We start from the raw sequence: 20,361 nt of genomic DNA, 5'->3' as shown, positions 1-20,361 counted from the left end.
GATAGCGAGATCTGTAAAATTTGCTCGCTGAAATCGTGGTACTGCTTGTCGGGTGCGTGCGAACGGAAAGGGGCTGGTGGCCTCCGCGGTGGCGGCCGTCGCCCTCTACGCGCTGATCTGGGTGGGCTGGTCGCGGGGCTGGACCTGGATTGAGCGCCTGGACGCCGCGGCGCTGGAACCCGCCCACCGCTACGGCATCGACCACCCCGGCTGGGTGACCGGCTGGGACCTGTTCTGCACCGTGCTCAGCCCCGGCGCGTTCCGCATCGTCGCGCTGGCCCTCATCGTCGTGGCCCTGCTGCGCCGGCGCGTCCGCATCGCGATGTTCCTGGTCGTCACCATCGAACTGAGCGCTCTGCTCACCGAGATCGCTAAATCCCTCGCCGACCGGGCCCGGCCCGACACCGCGTTCGTCGACGCCTGGGGGACGGCCTTCCCGTCCGGACACGCCCTCGGCGTGCTGGTCGCAGTGACCGCGCTGCTCATCATCGCGCTTCCGGCCGTCGACCCCGCCAAGCGCGGGTGGCTGATAGCCCTCGCCGTCGCGGTGGTGCTGCTGATCGGCGCCGGCCGCGTCGTACTCAACGTGCACCACCCGTCCGACGTCGTCGCCGGCTGGGCGCTGGGCTACGCGTACGTCGTCGCGTGCTGGCTGCTCCTGCCGCCCAGACCGCCCGTCACGCGACCGGACGGAACACCGGCAGCGCTCGATACCGCACGCTGAACCTGGCCTGGTCGAGCTCCATGCCGACCTCACCGTCAAGCGCGAGCACCGTCGGTCCGTCCGGCGAGCGGAAGGTGAACTCCGGCACCCGCAACTCGTGATACAGCGGGCTGCGGGTCAGCCGGCCCAGCGCCAACGCGGCCAGGATCCGCAGCCTGCTGAACCGCTTCCCGGTCTCCAGGATCCGCACGTCGAGCAGGCCATCGTCCATCCGGGTGCGCCGCGACGGTGCGAACCCCGTCGGCAGATAGACCGAGTTGCCCAGAAAGAACAGCGAGGTCTGCAACGTCTTGTTGTCGTACTCGATGCGCACCGGCACACCCCGGCGCAGCGTGTGGAACATCGCGTACACACCCGCCAGCGGCTTGCCGATCTTGTGTTCCAGCTTCTCGCGGGTCTGCACGAACAGCGGATACGCACCGATGCTGGCGGTGTTGACCACCACCTGCTCGTCGTTGAGGCACACCAGGTCCACGCACGACACCGACCCCTCCCGGACCGCCCGGATCGTCCTGGCCGCCGCGTCGCAGCCGATGTCCTTGGCGAAATGGTTGAACGTGCCGGCCGGGAACACCGCCAGCGGCACCCCGGTGTCGACCGCGATCGCGGCCGCGGCGGCCACCGTGCCGTCCCCGCCGCCCACCCCGAGCACCTCCGCGCGCTCCGCCGCCGACCGCATCACCGCCTTCACGTCGTCGCCCTCGCCGAGTTCGACGATCTCGGCCAGCGGCAACGCCTCACGTACCTCGTCGGCCACCCAGGCGCCGGTCCCGCTGCCCGAGGCCGAGTTGATCACCAGCGTCAGCCCCTTGCCCTCCGGGCGCGGCGGGGTATCCACCCGCAGCGGTTCCGACGCCGGCAGCTGCGTCTCGACGATCGGCGGAACGATGCGTGCCCCCAGCACCGCGATCCCGGCTCCGATGCCGAAACCGGCCAGCACGTCACCCGGATAGTGCGCACCGGTGGCCACCCGCGACATCCCGACCAGCCCCGCGAGCAGCGTCAGCCCGAGTCCGACCGGCGGGCTCTCCAATCCGACCCCGACCGCGAACGCCGCCGCGCTCGCCGAGTGCCCCGAGGGCAGCGAGTTCGACGTCGGATGTCGCCGCGCCTGCCGCGCCAACGGCACGAATGACCGGTTCGGCCGCTCCCGCTTCCAGATCCGCTTGGCACCCTGGTTCGTCACGATGCTCGTCACCGCCAGTGTCGCGACACCACGCGCCGCCCCGCGCCGCATCGACGGGTTGCCGAACGCCGTGAGCCCCGCCGCGATCGCGAACCACAGTTTCGAATGGTCTGCGGCGCGGGTCAGCCGGGGCATCACCGTATCCAGCAGCGGGCTCGGAGACCCCGCGATCGCCTCGAAGACCTCCCGGTCCAGCGTGCCGAGACCCTCCCCGATCTGACGGATGCCACGACCACGACGCCCCAAAGGCAGAAACCCCATGACGCCAACTTACGCAGATACGCGGAATCGGCCCTCCCCGGTGGCACAGTGAGCACATGCTGCGCCGCGTGCCGATCCTGCTGTGGGCCGTCGCGACAACCGCATTCCTGGCGGCCCCGCAGGCCGCGGCCTTCGCCCCGTGGTTCGCGACGTCGGTCGGCGCGGCCACCCAGGTCCTCGCGGTGACGGGCGCCGGCGGCTCCGACGCCAAGCTCGACGTCTGGGAGCGCACACCGGCGGGCTGGAAGCCCGTCGCGGGCGGCGTCGCGATACCGGCCAAGATCGGGTCGAAAGGCATGTCGGCCAACCACTTCGAGGGGTCGATGATGACCCCGAAGGGCGTCTACACCCTCGACTTCGCGTTCGGCACCCAACCGGATCCCGGCAGCGGGCTGAAGTACGTCCAGGTCGGCCGCAACCACTGGTGGGACGGCGACGTGGCCAGCCCCACCTACAACACCATGCAGGTGTGCGACCGGGAGAACTGCCGCTTCGCGACCACCGGGACCGGAACCGAGAACCTCGCCATCCCGCAGTACGCCCACGCGGTGGTGATGGGGGTGAACAAGGAACGCATTCCGGGCAAGGGCAGCGCGTTCTTCCTGCACACCTCGACGGGCAGTGCGACCGCCGGGTGCGTCGCCATCGACGACGCGACGCTGGTCAAGATCATGCGCTGGCTGCGGCCGGGCGCGATGATCGCGATCACCGAGTGAGGGTCAGATGTTCAGCGCACGACCCGGTTTGACCTTGAACTCCAGCGCGTCCAGCTTCATCGACGCGTCGTAGGTGCGGTCGTAACCGGTCTCGGAGATCTTCCAGCCGTCGGCGGTCCTGCGGTAGCGGTCATGGTAGAAACCCGCCCCGATCAACATGAAGTTGAAGTCCGGCGCGATCACCCGGTCCTGCAGGTACCACGTCGCCGATGCCTCGTCGCCGTCGACGGTGATCTCCGGATGGGTGACGCGGTGCTCGGTGAGCACCTCCGGGCCGAGCGAGTTGCGCATGAAGCTGACGAGGTCGTCGCGGTTGGTGAAGTGGTGTTCCTCGCCGATCGACTCGCCGTAACGACCGACGACGTCTTCGGTCAGGGTCGCGGCGAAGTCGTCCCAGTGCTTGGTGTCCAGGGCGCGAAGATAGCGATACTTCACCTGTTTGATGTCGTCGATGTCACTCATGGCCGCCATTTGAGCACACGCGGGAGCCTTTGCGTGTCAGATGCGAAGGACCGTAGCGCCGGTCTAGGGTGTGCTGAATCATGAGCGATGCGTTGGGGTTGTCCGTCGGCACCACCAACCTCGTCGCGGCAACCGTCGGGATGGCACCGGTCACCCGCCGTTCTGTGCTGACCGTGTACGGCCATGCCGCACCCGAGGTCGGTGACGCACCGCCGGCCCCCGGCGGCGTCACGCTGTCCGGCTTCGTCGAACGCGTCGGGGACCCGGTTCCGCTGGTCGCGTCCGACGGCACCACCTACCCGGCCGCACAGCTGCTCGTCGAGGCGCTGGAGTCGATGGCCGGGCTGGCGGCGGCCCGGCGCGGCGGCGCCGTGACGGTCGCGATCCCGTCCTACTGGACCCCGGAGGCGACGGCCGCACTCGCACAGACGTTGACGGCCAGCGACGTGCTGTCCCCGGGCGGTGTCGTGCCCCGGCTGATCTCCGACGCCGAGGCGACACTGACCGCGCTGAACGCCAATCCCGGTCTCGACCGCCGCGGGGTCACGGTGCTGCTGGACTTCGGCGGCGGCGGCACCAGCATCACCGTCGTCGACGCCGCGACCACGTTCACCGTGATCGGCGGCACCGAACGGCACGCCGAGTTCGCCGGCGACCAGATCGACCAGGCCCTGCTCGGCCACGTGCTGGCCGGCGCGGGTGGGCAGGCCGATCCCGCCCAGACCGCCGCGGTGGGCTCCCTCGCTGTGCTGCGCGACGCGTGCCGCGCCGCAAAGGAACGGCTGTCCGCGCAGACCGCCACCGAGCTCGCAGTCGACGTCCCCGGCTTCCGCGGCGACGTCCGGGTCACCCGCGCCGAGCTCGAGGAACTCATCGCGGTGCCGCTCGACGGTGTGTTCACCGCGCTCGACGAGCTGCTGGCCCGCAACGGCATCAGCCGCGATGCGCTGACCTCCGTCGTGCTCGCAGGCGGCGGTGCGGCGATACCGCTTGTCACTCAACAGGTTTCGCAGCGGCTACAGATTCCGGTGGTGACCACGCCGCGGCCGTCGCTCGACGCCGCCGTCGGTGCGGCGCTGTTCGCCGCGTACGGGCGTGGCGCCGATACCTCGACGATGGCCGCGCCCGGTCTCGCCGCGCCGGAGGAGACGGTGCAACAACCCGTCGCCGCCGACAGCACCTACGCGCTGGCGTGGTCGCAGGACTCCCCGGTCGACGACGTGGTGCCCTACACCGGCGGCGAGATACCCGAGCGGCCGAACCCGTACGTGCTCGACGAGTCGTTCGGGGTCACCGAAGTCCTCGACCGTGACGATCCGGTGCCCGCCGGGCCCGGCGCCCGCTTTCCGTTGGTGCTCACCGGCGTGATCGCGGTCGTCGCACTGCTCGCCGTCGGTGGCGCCGCGATCGCCCTGACCAGTGTGGACAGCAGCGAGCCCGAGACCCCGAAACCCGGCAACGCGCCGCTGAGCAGTCCATTGGTGCCCGCGGAGGCGCCGCCGCCCGCGGAGACCGTCATCCAGCAGCCCGTCGAGCCGCCGCCGGCGCCGGAGCCCGTCGAACCGCCGCCCCCGCCCGTGGTCACCACGCCGCCGGCGCCGACCACCACCGTGCCGACGACGACCACCACGACAACGGCAGCGACGACCACGACCACCACGACGACGACCACCACCACGACGACCACGACGCCGCCGACGACCACGACCACGGTGCCGACGACGACTCCGCCGACCACCACACCGGTGCCGACGACGACCCCGCCGCCCACCACACCGGTGCCGACGACCGCGCCGCCCACCACCACCCGCCCCGAACTGCCCGGCATAACGACGACTCTCGTGACCGTGCCGTTCCTGCCGGAGCCGATCCCGATCCTGGTGCCCGACCAACCCTGACCCGATCGGTGCAGGTCCGGTCATTGCCCGGGCAAGAAATAGGGTTTTCCCCGATTCCTCCGCCGCGCCCCCACACATAGGGTTTCCGTGTCGGGTCGATCGGCTGCGGAGGGGACAGCCGATCGCCCGACTTTTTCAGTTGCGCGGGTGATGACAGGCCGCGACGTGCCCGGGATGGTGGCTGACCAGCGCGGGTTCGTCGGACGCGCAGACCTCGGTGTTCCACGGGCAGCGGGTGTGGAACCGGCACCCGGCGGGCGGATCCGTCGGGCTGGGGACGTCGCCCTCGAGCACCACCCGCTCCCGCGTCCGGTTCAGGCGCGGGTCCGGGATCGGCACGGCCGACAACAGAGCGTTCGAGTACGGGTGGACCGGACGGTCGTAGAGGTCGTCGGTGCCGGAGTTCTCGACGACCTTGCCGAGATACATCACCGCGACCCGGTCCGACATGTGCCGCACCACCCCGAGATCGTGGGCGACGAACAGATAGGACAACCCGAACTCGTCCTGCAGGTCCTTGAGCAGGTTCACGATCTGCGCCTGCACGGACACGTCGAGGGCCGAGACCGGTTCGTCGGCGATGATCAGCTTCGGGCGCAACGCCAGTGCCCGGGCGATCCCGATGCGCTGGCGCTGACCGCCGGAGAACTCGTGCGGATAGCGGTTGTAGTGCTCGGGGCGCAGGCCCACCCGGTCGAGCAGTTCCTGTACCCGCCGCGTGACCCCGGCACCGTCGGCCAGACCGTGCAACTCCATCGGGTCGCCGATGATCTGCCCGACCCGCTTGCGCGGGTTCAGCGACGCGAACGGGTCCTGGAAGATCATCTGGATCTGGCGCCGCAGCGGCCGCAGCTCCCGCCGCGACATCCCGACCAGCTCCCGGCCCAGGAACCGGACCGAGCCAGACGTCGGCGGCGTCAGCTGCAGGATCGCCCGGCACAGCGTCGACTTGCCGCAGCCGGATTCCCCGACCAGGCCCAGCGTCTCGCCCTCCGCGAGGGTCAGGCTCACCCCGTCGACCGCGTGCACGCGGCCCACCTCGCGCTCGACCACCACCCCCGACCTGATCGGGAAGTACTTGACCAGGTCGGTGACCTCAAGCAGCGGAGTCGTCATGACAGCACCCGGGCCTTGTCCTCGAGCGGCAACCAGCAGCGGTCCAGATGGCCGCTGCCGTTGCTCGGATCCAGCGGCGGAGCCTCGCCGCAACGGTCGAACTCGAACGCACACCGCGCCGCGAAGCGGCACCCCGCCGGCGGGTGCAGCAGCGACGGCGGTGCACCGGCGATCTGGGCCAACCGCCCGGTGCGCGGACGGTCCAGGCGCGCAAGCGAACCCAGCAGCCCCCAGGTGTACGGGTGATGCGGTGCGTAGAAGATGTCGTCGAGGCTGCCGTCCTCGACGATCTGCCCCGCGTACATCACCAGCACCCGGTCGGCCACCTCGGCCACCACCCCGAGGTCATGGGTGATCAGCACGACGGCCAGCCCCCGATCCCGGTTCAGATCGGCCAGCAGCCGCAGGATCTGCGCCTGCACCGTCACATCCAGCGCGGTCGTCGGTTCGTCGGCGATCAGCACAGTCGGTTCCAGTGACAGCGCCATTGCGATCATCACCCGCTGCCGCATACCGCCGGAGAACTCGTGCGGGTAACTGCGCACCCGCGCTTGAGCATTCGGGATGCCCACCGAGGTCAACAGCTCCACCGCACGCGCGAGGGCCTCCTTCTTCGACACGTCGCGGTGCGCGCGGATCATCTCCGCGATCTGGTCGCCGACACGGTACACCGGGTTCAGCGATGACATCGGATCCTGGAACACCATGGCGATCTCCTCGCCCCGGATGCCCCGCAGGCCCGCGTCGTCGAGCCCCGTCAGCTCGCGCCCGCGGTAGGTGACAGACCCGGTGATCCGGGTGTTGGGGGCGCGGGTCAGCCCGGTCAGGGTCTGGGCGGTGACGCTCTTGCCGCTGCCGGATTCCCCGACGATGGCCAGGATCTCGCCTGCGGCAAGGTCGAACGACACCCCGTCGACAGCCCGCACCACGCCGTCCTCGGTGGCGAAGCTGACGTGCAGGTCCTCGACCCGGAGAAGATCAGCGGGTTGTTGATTCGCTCCGCAAGCTCCGCTCATACCGGCGCCGCCTCTCCCAGGCGGATCCTCGGATCCAGCACCGCATAGGCGATGTCGACGACCGTGTTGAACAGCACGATGAAGAACGCGCCGAACATCGTGATCGCCATCAGCGGCGGCAGGTCCAGGCTGCGGATCGCCTCCCCGGCGTACAGCCCGACACCGGGCAGGTTGTACACGGTCTCGGTCAGGATCGCGCCACCGCCGACCACCATGCCGAAGTCCAGCCCGAACAGCGTCACGATCGGAATCATCGAGTTACGCAACACATGCCGGATGCGGACCTGCCGGTCGGACAGTCCCTTCGCTTTCGCGGTGCGCACGTAGTCCTCGTTCATCGCGTCGAGCATGTTGGAGCGCAGCACCCGGCTGTAGAAGCCGATGAACAGCACCGCCAGCGTGAACCACGGCAGCACAAGGTGATACGCCCAATCCAGTGGATCCTTGGTCAGCGGCACATAGCTTCCGGTCGGGAACAGCTGCACCTTGAAGGTCAGGAAGTACAGCAGGATCGCGGCCAGCCAAAACACCGGCATCGAGATGCCGACCAACGCCAGCACCGTCAGCGCGCGGTCGGCGAACCGGCCCGCGTGCACGGCACTGAGGTAGCCGAACAGCACCGCCAGCGACATCCAGATCACCGCCGCGCCGATACACAGCGAGAACGTGGCGGGCAGCCCGTCCCAGATCTGTTCCATCACATTGCGATTGCTCGCATACGAGGTGAGCTGACCGGTGAAGATCTGCTTCATCATCGCGACGTACTGCACCGGAAGCGGGCGGTCCAGGCCGAGGTCGGCGTTGACACGGGCGATCAGATCCGGATCGGCGTTCTTGCCCGCGATGCGCGCCGCGGGATCGGAGTTCGGGATCACGTTGAAGATCAGGAACACGATCACCGAGATCGCGAACAGCACCGCGATCATGCCCAGCAGCCGCCGGGCGACAAAACGTGCCATCTAGTGCTCCAGCCTGATCCGGGCCCGGGGATCCAGCGCATCCCGCAGCCCGTCCCCGAACACATTGAGCGACAACACGGTGACCACGATCATCAGGCCCGGGACGATCGTCAGATGCGGTGCGGTGTAGATCATCTGGTACCCGTCGGCGATCATGGTGCCCCACGACGCGTTCGGCGGGCGCACCCCGGCACCGAGGAACGACAGCGCCGATTCCAGCAGCATGTTGTTGGCGATGTTGAGGGTGAAGAACACGATGACCGTCGAGACGATGTTCGGCAGCAGTTCACGGTGCATGATCCGCAGCGGCCCCATGCCCTGGGCTACCGCGGCCTCCACGAACTCCTTCTCCCGCAGCGCCAGGATCTCGCCGCGCAACGGCCGGGCCATGTACGGCACGTACACCAGACCGATGATCAGGATCGGTATCCAGATCGAATCCCCGGCGATCGCAATGACTCCCAGCTTCAGCCCGCCGATCGCCAGTGCGGTACCCAGCGCGATGCCGAGCAGCAGCACCGGGAACGCCCAGATCACGTCGAGCACCCGCGACAGCGCCGCATCGATCCAGCCGCGGTAGTAGCCGGCCAGCAGGGCGACGGTCACCGCGAGCACCGTGGTGACCGCCGCCGCCGCGACACCGATGTAGATCGACGTGCGGCCCCCGTAGAGCAACCGCACCATCACGTCGCGGCCGTTCTGATCGGCGCCCAGCAGGTACCGGCCGCGCAGGCCCGGGCCGATCGGTGTGCCGTCCGGGGAGACGATGTCGGTCTCGGTGCCGCCGATGAGCACGGTATCGGTGATGTGGTTGTCGTTCGGGCCGGTGTGGGCGACGTGCTCGGCCCACAGCGGGGCGGCCAGGCAGCAGACCACGATCAGCAGGAACAGCACACCACAGCCCAGCGCAACCTTGTTGCGGCGCAACCGGAGCCACGCCAGATACCACGGGTTGCGACCCTGGACCTGTGTCTTGGGGACCCCTGGCGGGGCCTCGGGGACGGCGACCACTACTTGATCGCGAACGAGGTGAAGTCCTGTTTGAACAACAGATGGTGATAGGACCGGTCGAAGTCCATCCGCTCCGACAGGAACGTGGTGAACTGCTCGTTGCCGTACGGCGCCCACACCGCCTGCTCCATGTACGCCCGGTCGAGATCGGCGTACTGCTGTTCGACTCCGTCGTCGGAGAGTTGCTTCTGCAGCAGCTCGTCCATCTTGGCGTTGTTGGCCGGGATGTTGGCCCGCGACAGGTTGTTGCCGTTGGTCGGCAGAATGCTGTCGCCGTGCAGCAACGGCCGGAAGAAGTCGTCGGGATGCGGGAAGTCCTGGAACCAGTCCGCGAACCCGGTGTCCAGATCCGGGGTGGACTGGTTGCCGACCGTCGTCCAGTACACGTCGCCGGCGATCACCTTCAGGGTCGCGTTGAAGCCCAGCTGGGTCAACAGATCGTGGTAGTACTCGCCGATCCGCTTGCGGTCCGGTTCGTCGTCGGTCCACACGGTGATGTCGCGATCAGCCGGATTCGCCTCGGCGATCAGCTGTTTCGCCTTCTCCATATCCGGGCCCGGGTAGAGCTTGTACTCCTGGTAGCCGGGCATCCCGGGCGGCAGGATCTGCTGAGTCGGGTGCAGCCGCCCGCCGAAGATCCGGTTCAGGGCCTCGGGATCGATCGCGTAGTTGATCGCCTGGCGCACCTTGAGGTCGTTGAACGGCGCCCGCTCGGTGTTCATGAACATGTAGTAGGTGTTGATCGAATCCTCCATGCGGAACCGGTCCGTGTAACGGGTCTTGAGTTCCTGCAACCGGTCCGAGGGCGCCGGGTCCATCATGAAATCGACTTTGTTCTGGATGATGTCGGTGACCTGGGCGCTCTGGTTCTTGTTCTCGATAAGGGTGATCTTGTCGACACCCGCGTCGGCCACCTCGTCGGCCCCGGCGTCCTTGACGGTCTGGAACTGTGGATTGCGTTCCATCGTCAACGTGCGTGGCGCATCGACCTTGGTGAACATGAACGGCCCACTCGACGGCGGGGGATTGTTCGTCGCATCGGAGTCGAGCGGGGTGCTCGGCGGGATCGGGGCGGCGAACATCAACGCGAGAAGATTGTCGAAAGTGCCGTTGGGCTGGGTCAACTGGATGGTGATGTCACCGGTCGCGTCGTCGGTGGTGATGCCGGTGATGGTGTCGGCGGCACCGTCGGCGTACTCCTTGGCCCCGACGATCACGTTGTAGAACACCGAGCCCCCGGAGTCGACCTTGAACAGACGCTGGATCGCGTAGGTGAAGTCCGACGCCTTGATCGGCGTGCCGTCGGAGTACTTCATGTCCGGGCGCAGCTTCAGCTTGTAGGTCAATCCGTCCGGGGAGACCTCCGGCAGCGCCTCGGCCAGCCCGGGCACCACCTCGGTGCCCTCCTCGCCCTTGGCGTGCTTGTAGGTCAGCAGCGGGGTGTAGGCGTTCCACAGCACCTCCCAGCCCTCCACGGTGTAGGACAGCTGCGGGTCGACGTAGTCGGGGAACGACGTCGCGTTGATCGTGATGTCGCCGGTGCCGTCACCTCCTGAACCGCTGTCGTCACTGCCGCAGGACACCACGCCGAACGCGGCGAACGCGACGACGCAGGCGGCTACCAGTGCTTTGCGCGTGGTGCGCAGTCGATGCATTGCGATTCCTTCGCTGTCGGCGATGGCGCCAGGCTCTGCGCCGTTGTACGGATCGCTAAGCATTTTTAAGGAATTTTTCCGTTTGGCAACCCGAGCTTCACAGGATCTTTCCAGCCAACTGGTTTCAGCTAACTCGGCGCAATCGCTGTGATCGGCGGCCCGGATGGACGACAATGGGGGTATGCCGGTCGTGCAGAACACCAAGGTCTCTGTCATCGGAATGGGCAGTGTGGGCACCGCCATCGCCTATGCCTGCCTGATCCGCGGATCGGCGGGAGCGTTGGCCCTCTACGACGTCAACGCCCCCAAGGTGCGCGCCGAGGTGCTCGATCTCAACCACGGCAGCCAGTTCGTGCCGCACTGCCGCATCACCGGCTCCGACGACATGGCGGTGACCGACGGTTCAGCCGTCATCGTCGTGACCGCGGGCGCCAAACAGAAGCCGGGTCAGAGCCGGCTGGATCTCGCCGCCGCCAACGTCGCGATCGCGCAGACGCTGACACCCCAACTGCTGCAACGCTCCCCGGACGCCGTGGTGTTGTTCGTGACCAACCCTGTCGACGTGGTGACCTTCGCCGCGGCACAGTCGGTCGACGCCGCGCCAGGGCATGTGTTCGGGTCCGGAACGGTGTTGGATTCCAGCCGCTTTCGCTACCTCATCGCCGAGAAGGCCGATCTGGCCGTCGGCAATGTGCACGGAATCATCATCGGCGAACACGGCGATTCGGAGATCTCGCTGTGGTCGAGTGTGTCCGTCGGCGGCGTCCCCGCCGCGGAGTTCCGTCGCGACGGGGAGCTGCTGTTCGACGAGGAGGCGCAGCGGCGGATCTCGTCGGAGGTGGTGAACGCGGCCTACGAGATCATCGAAGGCAAAGGTGCGACGAATCTGGCGATCGGGCTGTCCACCGCGCGGATCGTCGAGGCATTGCTCGGCGACGAGCACCGCGTGCTGCCCGTCTGCACGGTGCAGACCGGCGCGTGCGGGGTCTCGGGAGTGGCGCTCTCGCTGCCGACGGTGGTGTCCGCGAACGGCGCGGGCCGGGTGCTGGAGGTGCCGCTGTCTGAGGCGGAACGGACCGGACTGCTCGCGTCGGCTGAGACGCTGCACGGCGTACAGCAGACGTTAGGCCTCTGAACGGGCGGGTTTCTCCAGCCAGCGGCGACCCTGCCCGGCCGCGCGGGCCAGTGCGCCGCACTCGCCGATGTAGGACGCGACCGCGCCGACCCCGGGAAGCAGGCCGAGGTACTTGAGCGGTCCGCGGGGATGCGGGCGCTTGGCCAGCTCGTCGGCGATCGCGTCGAAGAGCCCGATGAGGTTCCACACGGCCTTCACGACGCCCACCGGGCTGCGCGGGATCGCGGCCAGCGGCCGGCGGGAGTCGCCGTCGTACACCACGACCGACAGATCCCGGTCACACAGCACCGCGGCGAGCATCCGCACCTGCGTGCGCTGATCGGTGACGCCGAGTTCGCGCGCGACCGCGCACAGCACGGTGGCCTGGCTGACGAACCCGAGCAGGTCCTGGATGGGCAGCTGGCGCCCGATCACGCCGAACATGCCCGGGAGGGCGACCGGGATGGTGTTCAGCGCCCCGACGCGCCGCACCCACCAGTGGATCCGCGCGTCGGTGTCCATGCCGTCCCACGACGGGGTCCCGGGCACGTCGGCGGCGTTGAGCAGCCACCCGACCGCGTCGTCGCGGCGTTTGAGGTCGAACGGGTCGGTGTCCCACAGCACGTCGAGCAGCGGGTTGATGATCCGCACCGCCGCGCTCAACGTGGCCTCGACCCCGGCATCCGTGATGTGGACGGCGGGCGCGGGCAGCGGCGACAGCAGCAGGTTCACCGTCACATCATGTCCCACACCGGGGGTGGCTCAAACGTTCAGAACTTCAGATAGCCGCCGTCGACACGCAGCACGTCGCCGGTGTGGTACGCGCTCGCCGGGCTGGCCAGATACACCGCGGCCCCGGCGAGATCGTCGCCGGCACCCCATCGGCGCACCGGTACCCGCGGCAACACCCGGTCGCGGAACCGCTCGTCGGCGAGCCCCTCGGAGGTCATCTCGGTGTCGAACCAGCCCGGTGCGATGGTGTTCGCCCGGATCCCGTGCTTGGCGAGCTCGACGGCGAGGCTGTCCATCATCGAGGTGACCCCGGCCTTGGACGCCGCGTAGGCGGGCTGGCGAGGCATGCCCTGGTAGGCGCCCAGGCTCGACACCCCGACCAGGCTGCCGCCGCGGCCCGCGGCGATCATCTGGCGCGCCGCCTCGCGCACGGTCAGGAAGACGCCGTCGAGGTCGACGCGGGTGACCGAGCGGAACTCCTCCAGCGAGGTCTCCAGCACCGGGGTGAACCTGCCGCGCACCCCCGCATTGGCGAAACACGAATCCAGCCAACCGAGTTCGCCGCGCACCCGCGCCATCGCCGCGGTGACCGCGTCCTCGTCGGTGACGTCGCACACCACCGGCAGCACCGGGTTTCCGTGGGCGCGCAGCGCAGCCGCGGCCTCGTCCAACCGGTGCGCGCTGCGTCCCATGATCGCGACGGAGGCCCCGGCGCGGGCCAGCCCGTGGGCCATCCCGAGGCCGATGCCGGAACCGCCGCCGGTCACCACGGCGACGTGGCCGGTCAGATCGAACGGATTGGAGTCTGAGGTCACGGCCCGTGACCTTACTGGGGTGTCCGCTTCGCCCACTCGGGTGCACGCTCCGGCCGCACTCCGACACCGACCAGATACGCCGGGACGACGGTCAGCCACGGATTGCGCTCGACCCGGCGGACCAGGGCGGGGGACGGCCCGGCGAGCCGGCCGTTCACGATCGGGCCGAGCACCCTGCGGTCGATGAACAGCTGCAGCGCCTGGGTGAGCGCGGTCGGTGCCAGCCGGCGGCGGCGCACCTTGGCGAGGTCGCCGGAATCGAGGGTGCCGGCGCGCAGCGGTTCGGCCAGCAGGCGGGCGGTGGCCACCGCGTCCTGGATCGCGAGGTTGATCCCGACCCCGCCGGCCGGGGACATCGCATGGGCGGCGTCGCCGATGCACAGCAGGCCGTCGGTGTGCCAGCGGCGCAACCGGTTCAGCTTGACGTCGAGGGTCTTGACCTCGTCGAGGCTGGTGACGTTGCGGACCACTTCGGCGGCCTCGGGCAGCAGCTCGACGACGTCGGCGCGGAACGCGTCGAGACCGCGCGCCCGCAGCGCGGCGTCACTGCCCTTGGCGATCAGCATCGCGATCTGCAGGTAACCCTCGCGCGGGATCACGATCATCGCGCGCCCGGCGGCCAGCCGCGGGAACAGCGTGTAGACCTCGTCGTCGTCGGGGCGGGGGAGGCGGAACCACCAGACGTCGAAACCGACCGGGAACTCCCGCACCGGCAGACCTGCCTCGCGGCGCAGCAGCGATCCCCTGCCGTCACACGCGATGGTCAGGTCGGCACGCAATTCGCCTGCGCCGTCGGTGTTTCGGTAGGTCACCCCGGTCACGCCGCCGCGCTCACGCAGCACGCCGGTGGCCTCGGTGCTCATCCGCAGCGTGAACGTCGGCTCGGCCTCACCGGCCTCGGCGAGCAGGTTGAGCAGATCCCACTGCGGGACCATCGCGATATAGGGGTGGGGCTGACGCAGCCGCCGGAAATCCACCATCGTGACCTTGCGGTCGTCGACGTCGAGAGTGGCGTGGTCGAGCCGGCTGTGCACGATCGTGCGGAACCGCGGCCACAACCCGAGCTCGTCGAGCAGCCGCAAGGTGGTCGGATGCACGGTGTCGCCGCGGAAGTCGCGCAGGAAGTCGGCGTGCTTCTCCAGCACCGTGACGTTCACTCCGGCGCGTGCGAGCAGCAGGCCGAGCACCATGCCCGCCGGTCCGCCGCCCACGATCGCGCATGTCGTCTTCTCGCTCACCCCGACATGGTCGCGCACCCGGCAGGGAATTCGCGGCGGATGCACGGTTCTCCCGCGCGTTGCTCCCAGGCCTGTTGCGCGACGTACGCTGGCCCGGTGGCCGCCCCCGCCCCGGAACCGCACCCCGACATCGCCGTGCTCGCGCCGCTTCTGGGCGTGTGGACCGGTCAAGGAACCGGTGAGTACCCGACGATCCCGTCGTTCGGCTATACCGAGCAGGTCACCTTCGGCCACGTCGGCAAGCCGTTCCTGGCCTACGCGCAGCGCACCCGCGCCACCGACGACGGACGGGCCCTGCACAGCGAGACCGGCTATCTCCGCGCGCCCGCACCGGGCCGGGCCGAATGGATCCTCGCGCACCCGACCGGGATCGCGGAGATCCAGGAGGGGGTCGTCACCGGCAACGCTGACGAGATGCGAATCGATCTTGAATCGGCGGTGGTCGCTCGCAGCGCGTCGGCGAAAGAGGTTCTGGCGGTCACCCGGAGCTTGCACGTCACCGGTGACACGCTGACCTACCAGGTGTGGATGGCAGCCGTCGGGCAGCCGCTGCAACACCACCTGTCGGCGGTGCTGCACCGGACGCCTTCGTGACCGGTGTCCGCATGGGCACGGCGGCCGGCCGGTGGGTGCTGGTCGCGACGGTTCTCGGTTCGGGACTGGTCATGGTCGACGGCACGGTGGTCAACGTCGCGCTGCCGCACATCGGCGCCGACCTCGGCGGTGGATTCGGCGATCTGCAATGGGTGGTCAACGCATACACGCTGACCCTGGCGTCGCTGATCCTGCTCGGCGGTTCGCTCGGCGACCACTTCGGGCGACGGCGGGTGTTCCTGATCGGGGTGGTGTGGTTCGCGTTGGCCTCGGTCGCGTGCGGGCTCGCCCCCAACATCGAGGTGCTGATCGCCGCACGCGCCCTGCAGGGGGTCGGCGGGGCGCTGCTGACGCCCGGTTCTCTCGCGTTGATCTCGGCCGCGTTCGACGGCTCCGACCGTGCCGCGGCGGTCGGCGCGTGGTCCGGGCTGGGCGGTATCGCCGGTGCGATCGGGCCCTTCCTGGGCGGATTTCTGGTCGAATTTGACTGGCGGGCAGTGTTTCTCATCAACGTTCCGCTGGCGGCGGTGGTCCTCGCGGTGACGGTGCTGCGCGTCCCGGAGAGCCGCGACCCGGCGTCGCCGCGACGGCTGGACCTGGCCGGGGCCGCGCTGACCGTCGCCGGGCTCGGTGCCCTGACGTTCGGCCTGACCGAGGCGGGCAACCAGGGCATCAGCGCGATCCCGTTGGTGTGCATCGGTGCCGGGGTCGTGGCACTGGCGATGTTCGTGGTGGTCCAGCGGCGCAGCGCACACCCGATGATCTCGTTGACGCTGTTCTCCGACAACAACTTCCGGGTGGCCAACCTGATGACGCTGCTGATCTACGGGGCGCTGGGCGCGGTCTTCCTGCTGCTGGTGCTGCAGCTGCAGACGGTGTCCGGGTTCAGTCCGGTCGCGGCAGGCACCGCACTGCTGCCGTTCACGGCGGTGATGCTGCTGTTCTCGTCGCGGGCGGGGGCATTGTCGAGCCGCATCGGGCCGCGGCTGCCGATGACGGTGGGTCCGCTGCTCGCCGCGGCGGGTCTGCTGCTGATGCTGCGTATCGGCGAGGACGCGTCCTGGCTGCTCGACGTCGCCCCGGCCGCGTTGGTGTTTGGCGCCGGGATGGTGCTGGTCGTGGCCCCGCTGACCGCGACCGTACTGGACTCCGCACCGCAGACGATGGCCGGCGCCGCGTCCGGGGTGAACAACGCCGTCGCCCGCGCTGGGGGACTGCTGGCCGTGGCGGTGCTGCCCGGGCTCGCGGGGCTGCGTGGAGCCGACTACGCGGACCCCGCCGCGTTCTCGTCGGGATTCCACACCGCGGTCGTGATCGGCGCGGTGCTGATGGTCGTGGCCGCTGGGCTGGCCGCCGCGGGGATCCGTCCGGTGACGGACCGGGCCGGGTCGCGGATCGCGGTGGAGGAGTGCCCGAACTGCGCGATCTGTGCGCTCCCGGCGCATCCGGACGGCGAGCCGGAACGGCGGTGATTTGACAAGCTTGGGTTTTGCCTTTACCCGGGCGGGTTACTCGCCTGTCATGTCGCAGAAACTCTGGTCATTCGGTCCGCTCGTGCTCGCTTGCACCGCCGCAACCGCGTTCGCCGTCGCGCCGCTCGCCGCCGCGGGCGGCCCGCCCGGATGTGTCGATCCGTACGGAACCGGTTGCGGGGCTCCGCCGCCGCCCGGCTGGGCACCGGCACCGATGCCGGGTGGGGTTGCCGGGCCGGGTGGCGCCGCGGGCGCGATTCCGGGTGGTCCCGGTGGGGTGGCCGGGCCGGGTGGCGCCGCGGGCGCGATCCCGGGCGGACCCAGCGGTGTGGCCGGGCCGGGCGGTGCCGCGGGCTGCATCCCGGGTGTGGGCTGCGGCAGCGTTCCCGCGCCCTAGACAGCACCTGACGTCGCGTCGGCAGCCGCCGCGGGTTGACGGGTCGGGGTGATCCGGCCCTTCACCCCGTTGACCGACGCGCGGGCCAGCAGTTCCCGGTAGAAGTCAGGCGAGACGATCGGGTCCCGGGTGAGCAGGAAACCGCTCAGCCCGGTGGAGTCGGTCACGACGGCCCAGCGGTAGTCCGGGTCGAGGTCGACGATCCAGTAGTTGCCCGGCGGGGTGGCCGACGGGGGACCGAAGAACCGCACGTTGAGTTTGTTGTCGGCGGGGTCGACCGGCAGTGCGGCACCGACGATCGAGGACTGCGGCCCGTTGTTGAAGAAATAGTTGCCGGAGTTCTCCACCTTGATGGAACCGTCGGTGTTGAGGCTGTAGACGGCCTTGGTGTTGACCAGGCCGATGGAGAAGAACTGCTTGACGCTGCCGACCTCGAACCAGGTGCCCAGGTACCGGGCGAGGTCGACCGCCGGGGGCGGTGCGAGCACGACGGCCGAGGCGTCGCCCATCACGATGTACTGGTCCGGCGCCCCGTAGATGCCGGCGCCGTCGGCCGGTCCGGGCCCCCGGTACATGTCGTTGATCCAGCCGGTGGCGAGGGTGTACGCGGCGGCGGTGTTGCCCGCCGGGGAGAACCCCGTGACCAGCTGCAGGAGGAGGTCGGTGAGGGGACCGCTGCCGATCAGCGAGTCCGAATGCGACCCGCCCGCGAGCGTGACCCCGACGAAGCGCCCCGGCCGTGCCGCCACCAGTTCTGCGGTGGACGCGCCGTTGCCGTTCCACGACTGGGCCGGCGCCGCGATCTGATAGACGGGGACGAACGGATCGTCGAGTTTCTTCAGCCCGGCGGCCAGGACACCGTTGAACGCGAAGCCGTCGAACATGACCACCCCGCGCAGACTGTCGTCGCTGGTCGGGTCTGTCGCGTAATAGCCGCCGACGGCGGTGGCGAATCCTCCGCCGGCCGACTGACCGGAGAGCACGAAGTCGTCGGGCAGCGCGCCCAGATACCCGGCGGCCAGCGCACTGGCGGTCAGCGACGCCCGGTTGTCGAGGAACATGCTCGCCACCGCCTCCTGCAGCGGTGCCCCGTTGATCCAGCACGCGGAGCAGGCGAGGGGGAACGACGACAGGTTGGGCGCCACGACGATGCTGTTGGTCTGCTGTGAGATGTTCTTGGCCAGCGCGGACACGAAGGCCTTGTTGCCGAGGAAACCGTGCTGCAGCCAGATCACCCCGGTGGCGGCGACCGTGCCGTCAGCCTGGGTCGGCAGGTACCAGTCCGCCCGTGTCCGGTAACCGTTGTCGCCCAACGGAATATCGAGTCGGGAATGCCCCGTCTTGACGCCGGTGACCGGGGCTGCCTGATCCGGGGTCCGTACCGCGGCGGTTTCGGCGGGCGCCGCCTCGGCGGTGTCGTCGTCGCGCACCGCGGCCGGCTTGGCGTGCGTATCGCGTTCTGCGGCAGGGGGATCCGCTGTCTCCTCCGCGACGCCCTCGGCGGTGGCGGAATCCAGGTCGGAGTCGGCGCCGGTATCGGGGTCGGAATCGGTATCGGCGTCGTGTCGGCGTGTGCCGTGCCGGGGTTTCACCGCGATATCGGACGAGCTGCCGGCCTCTTCGGATTCGGCGGCCGGCGTGTCTTGGTCGGCTTGGTCGTCTCGGCCGGTCGGGGCGGACGTGCCGGCCGCCGCGGGTTTCGTGGCGATGGCCGCGGCCGTATCGGAGCGGGTCGTCTGACTCGACGTGTCGGCGCTGTCCCCGGTATCGGTGTCGGCGGCCGCCGCACCCTGCCCGGCACCGAGTGCGATGCACGCGCCTGCGCCGAAGGCCCCGAGCCAAATCGCCCATCGTTGCGACGTCATCGGCGAACTGTAGCCCCGCTGAGCAGGCAACTCGGGTGAATCCCGTGCGGCGTCAGTATCCGGTCATTTTCTGCCGTGGCCCGTAGCGGCAGCTCGGGCATCCGTCCATCGCCCGCATCCGGCCAATGTCGTTGCGGCGCGGCCTGTCCCGCACTCTTGGTGGTGAGCGGGCGGTGGTGCGCGCATCATCGCAGACCAGGACACGCGGCGGGTGCGGATCTGCGATTGCCGGTCAGCGACCGGTGCGGTCGTTTAGGGTGCTGCTGTGCCTGAGATCGATCGTCGTCACGCCATGCTCATGATGGGGCTGGGTGTGGCCGCAGTGGCGAGTCCGCTCGGCTCCGCACACGCCCAACCGCCGGTAGCGCCCGTGGATCCACCTCCGGTGGCCGAGGAAGCTGGGCCGCTGATGCTGTTCGAGGACGAATTCAACGGGCCCGCAGGGTCGCCCCCGGACCCGGCGCGGTGGTTCATCGTTCCGGCGCGTGAGACGATCCGCAACCCCGTCGAGTGGGACAAACCGTTCAACATGGGCCGCTACGTCACCGACCAGGAGCACGTCTTCCAGGACGGCAACGGCAACCTCGTCATCCGCGCCACCCGCGGCGAAGGCACCACCATCCAGGAGAAGTACGCCAGCGCCAAGATCATGGGGCTGTGGCGCGGCGGCATCGGCACCACTTGGGAAGCGCGCCTGAAGCTGGACTGTCTCACCGACGGGGCCTGGCCGGCCTTCTGGCTCGTCAACGAAAACCCGGTCCGTGGCGGCGAGGTCGACCTCGTCGAGTGGTACGGCAACAACGACTGGCCCTCGGGAACCACGGTGCACGCACGTCTGGACGGCACCTCCTTCGCGACCGACCGGCACCCCGTCGACAACGCGTGGCACACCTGGCGGATGACGTGGCTGCCGTCGGGCATGTACTTCTGGAAGGACTATCAGCCGGGCATGGAGCCGTTCTTCACGGTGCCGGCCAACTCGATCCCGGACTGGCCGTTCAACGATCCGGGATTCACCATGGTGCCGGTCTTCAACATCGCCGTCGGGGGCTCCGGCGGACGTGAGCCCGCCGGCGGAACCTACCCCGCCGAGATGCGCGTCGACTGGATCCGCGTCTTCGCCAGCTGAT

General features: G+C 69.2%; 19 protein-coding genes. 8 read left to right on the top strand and 11 right to left on the bottom strand.

Annotation, left to right across the window (positions count from 1 at the left end; genetic code table 11):
- Positions 1–52: 52 nt before the first annotated feature.
- Entirely contained in the window at positions 53–724 is a 672-nt protein-coding gene (locus BST38_RS06140; RefSeq protein ID WP_083142358.1) for a phosphatase PAP2 family protein, read from the top strand.
- On the opposite strand, the gene BST38_RS06135 is transcribed toward BST38_RS06140, so the two are convergent.
- Complete coding sequence (locus tag BST38_RS06135; protein ID WP_083142357.1) at positions 678–2,171, bottom strand: bifunctional phosphatase PAP2/diacylglycerol kinase family protein; 1,494 nt, start codon at positions 2,169–2,171, stop codon at positions 678–680. The genes BST38_RS06140 and BST38_RS06135 overlap by 47 nt on opposite strands.
- Positions 2,172–2,227: 56 nt before the next feature.
- Here BST38_RS06135 and BST38_RS06130 point away from each other — a divergent pair, with 56 nt between their 5' ends.
- Positions 2,228–2,887 carry a L,D-transpeptidase family protein gene (locus BST38_RS06130; protein ID WP_110781538.1) on the top strand — a complete coding sequence of 220 codons (660 nt, stop codon included), beginning with the start codon at positions 2,228–2,230 and terminating at the stop codon, positions 2,885–2,887.
- 3 nt (positions 2,888–2,890) lie between these two features.
- Here the strand turns inward: BST38_RS06130 and BST38_RS06125 are convergent, their stop codons facing one another.
- Positions 2,891–3,349, bottom strand: a complete 459-nt coding sequence (locus tag BST38_RS06125; protein ID WP_083142449.1) for a nuclear transport factor 2 family protein — start codon at positions 3,347–3,349, stop codon at positions 2,891–2,893.
- Between the two features lie 80 nt (positions 3,350–3,429).
- On the opposite strand from BST38_RS06125, the gene BST38_RS06120 reads away from it, so the two are divergent.
- Complete coding sequence (locus tag BST38_RS06120) at positions 3,430–5,247, top strand: Hsp70 family protein (protein ID WP_083142356.1); 1,818 nt, start codon at positions 3,430–3,432, stop codon at positions 5,245–5,247.
- A 135-nt stretch (positions 5,248–5,382) separates the two neighbouring features.
- On the opposite strand, the gene BST38_RS06115 is transcribed toward BST38_RS06120, so the two are convergent.
- From BST38_RS06115 to BST38_RS06095, 5 genes are read right to left on the bottom strand one after another with little or no spacing between them, the layout of a single operon-like run.
- Positions 5,383–6,363 carry an ABC transporter ATP-binding protein gene (locus BST38_RS06115; protein ID WP_083142355.1) on the bottom strand — a complete coding sequence of 327 codons (981 nt, stop codon included), beginning with the start codon at positions 6,361–6,363 and terminating at the stop codon, positions 5,383–5,385.
- Entirely contained in the window at positions 6,360–7,379 is a 1,020-nt protein-coding gene (locus tag BST38_RS06110; protein WP_083142354.1) for an ABC transporter ATP-binding protein, read from the bottom strand. Before BST38_RS06110 ends, BST38_RS06115 begins: the two co-directional genes overlap by 4 nt.
- On the bottom strand, positions 7,376–8,338 hold the full coding sequence (locus BST38_RS06105) for an ABC transporter permease (protein WP_083142353.1): 963 nt from the start codon (positions 8,336–8,338) through the stop codon (positions 7,376–7,378). Before BST38_RS06105 ends, BST38_RS06110 begins: the two co-directional genes overlap by 4 nt.
- Positions 8,339–9,349, bottom strand: a complete 1,011-nt coding sequence (locus tag BST38_RS06100; RefSeq protein WP_083142352.1) for an ABC transporter permease — start codon at positions 9,347–9,349, stop codon at positions 8,339–8,341.
- Positions 9,349–11,004 (bottom strand): ABC transporter substrate-binding protein, encoded by a 1,656-nt coding sequence (locus BST38_RS06095; protein WP_083142351.1) that lies wholly within the window; start codon positions 11,002–11,004, stop codon positions 9,349–9,351. The genes BST38_RS06100 and BST38_RS06095 overlap by 1 nt, the downstream gene beginning before the upstream one ends.
- Before the next feature lie 181 nt (positions 11,005–11,185).
- Here BST38_RS06095 and BST38_RS06090 point away from each other — a divergent pair, with 181 nt between their 5' ends.
- Positions 11,186–12,139: an L-lactate dehydrogenase gene (locus tag BST38_RS06090; protein WP_083142350.1), complete on the top strand. Its 954-nt coding sequence runs from the start codon at positions 11,186–11,188 to the stop codon at positions 12,137–12,139.
- Here the strand turns inward: BST38_RS06090 and BST38_RS06085 are convergent.
- Genes BST38_RS06085 through BST38_RS06075 form a run of 3 tightly spaced genes read right to left on the bottom strand, consistent with a single transcriptional unit; the run spans position 12,128 to position 14,903 of the window.
- Positions 12,128–12,850 carry a hypothetical protein gene (locus tag BST38_RS06085; protein ID WP_083142448.1) on the bottom strand — a complete coding sequence of 241 codons (723 nt, stop codon included), beginning with the start codon at positions 12,848–12,850 and terminating at the stop codon, positions 12,128–12,130. The genes BST38_RS06090 and BST38_RS06085 overlap by 12 nt on opposite strands.
- Before the next feature lie 38 nt (positions 12,851–12,888).
- Positions 12,889–13,665 carry an SDR family NAD(P)-dependent oxidoreductase gene (locus BST38_RS06080; RefSeq protein ID WP_083142349.1) on the bottom strand — a complete coding sequence of 259 codons (777 nt, stop codon included), beginning with the start codon at positions 13,663–13,665 and terminating at the stop codon, positions 12,889–12,891.
- 11 nt (positions 13,666–13,676) lie between these two features.
- Positions 13,677–14,903, bottom strand: a complete 1,227-nt coding sequence (locus tag BST38_RS06075) for an FAD-dependent oxidoreductase (protein ID WP_181791989.1) — start codon at positions 14,901–14,903, stop codon at positions 13,677–13,679.
- A 96-nt stretch (positions 14,904–14,999) separates the two neighbouring features.
- Between BST38_RS06075 and BST38_RS06070 the strand changes: the two genes are divergently transcribed.
- Genes BST38_RS06070 through BST38_RS06060 form a run of 3 tightly spaced genes read left to right on the top strand, consistent with a single transcriptional unit; the run spans position 15,000 to position 17,366 of the window.
- Positions 15,000–15,497 carry a peroxynitrite isomerase gene (locus tag BST38_RS06070; protein WP_083142347.1) on the top strand — a complete coding sequence of 166 codons (498 nt, stop codon included), beginning with the start codon at positions 15,000–15,002 and terminating at the stop codon, positions 15,495–15,497.
- Between the two features lie 11 nt (positions 15,498–15,508).
- Complete coding sequence (locus BST38_RS06065) at positions 15,509–16,969, top strand: MFS transporter (protein ID WP_181791990.1); 1,461 nt, start codon at positions 15,509–15,511, stop codon at positions 16,967–16,969.
- 49 nt (positions 16,970–17,018) lie between these two features.
- Positions 17,019–17,366 carry a hypothetical protein gene (locus BST38_RS06060; protein ID WP_083142345.1) on the top strand — a complete coding sequence of 116 codons (348 nt, stop codon included), beginning with the start codon at positions 17,019–17,021 and terminating at the stop codon, positions 17,364–17,366.
- Here BST38_RS06060 and BST38_RS06055 read toward each other — a convergent pair.
- Positions 17,363–19,231 (bottom strand): lipocalin family protein, encoded by a 1,869-nt coding sequence (locus BST38_RS06055; RefSeq protein ID WP_083142344.1) that lies wholly within the window; start codon positions 19,229–19,231, stop codon positions 17,363–17,365. The genes BST38_RS06060 and BST38_RS06055 overlap by 4 nt on opposite strands.
- Positions 19,232–19,505: 274 nt before the next feature.
- On the opposite strand from BST38_RS06055, the gene BST38_RS06050 reads away from it, so the two are divergent.
- Positions 19,506–20,360 carry a glycoside hydrolase family 16 protein gene (locus tag BST38_RS06050; protein ID WP_083142447.1) on the top strand — a complete coding sequence of 285 codons (855 nt, stop codon included), beginning with the start codon at positions 19,506–19,508 and terminating at the stop codon, positions 20,358–20,360.
- Position 20,361 lies beyond the last annotated feature (1 nt).

It is taken from the genome of Mycolicibacterium parafortuitum (assembly GCF_002086815.1).
GTDB classification, from domain to species: domain Bacteria; phylum Actinomycetota; class Actinomycetes; order Mycobacteriales; family Mycobacteriaceae; genus Mycobacterium; species Mycobacterium parafortuitum.
This window is presented reverse-complemented; position numbering and strand designations above follow the sequence as displayed.

Coding starts and splice junctions, on each gene's coding strand:
- BST38_RS06135 (WP_083142357.1), bottom strand. CDS start 2,171: ATGGGGTTTCTGCCTTTGGGGCGTCGTGGTCGTGGCATCCGTCAGATC.
- BST38_RS06130 (WP_110781538.1), top strand. CDS start 2,228: ATGCTGCGCCGCGTGCCGATCCTGCTGTGGGCCGTCGCGACAACCGCA.
- BST38_RS06125 (WP_083142449.1), bottom strand. CDS start 3,349: ATGAGTGACATCGACGACATCAAACAGGTGAAGTATCGCTATCTTCGC.
- BST38_RS06120 (WP_083142356.1), top strand. CDS start 3,430: ATGAGCGATGCGTTGGGGTTGTCCGTCGGCACCACCAACCTCGTCGCG.
- BST38_RS06115 (WP_083142355.1), bottom strand. CDS start 6,363: ATGACGACTCCGCTGCTTGAGGTCACCGACCTGGTCAAGTACTTCCCG.
- BST38_RS06110 (WP_083142354.1), bottom strand. CDS start 7,379: ATGAGCGGAGCTTGCGGAGCGAATCAACAACCCGCTGATCTTCTCCGG.
- BST38_RS06105 (WP_083142353.1), bottom strand. CDS start 8,338: ATGGCACGTTTTGTCGCCCGGCGGCTGCTGGGCATGATCGCGGTGCTG.
- BST38_RS06095 (WP_083142351.1), bottom strand. CDS start 11,004: ATGCATCGACTGCGCACCACGCGCAAAGCACTGGTAGCCGCCTGCGTC.
- BST38_RS06090 (WP_083142350.1), top strand. CDS start 11,186: ATGCCGGTCGTGCAGAACACCAAGGTCTCTGTCATCGGAATGGGCAGT.
- BST38_RS06065 (WP_181791990.1), top strand. CDS start 15,509: ATGGGCACGGCGGCCGGCCGGTGGGTGCTGGTCGCGACGGTTCTCGGT.
- BST38_RS06060 (WP_083142345.1), top strand. CDS start 17,019: ATGTCGCAGAAACTCTGGTCATTCGGTCCGCTCGTGCTCGCTTGCACC.
- BST38_RS06055 (WP_083142344.1), bottom strand. CDS start 19,231: ATGACGTCGCAACGATGGGCGATTTGGCTCGGGGCCTTCGGCGCAGGC.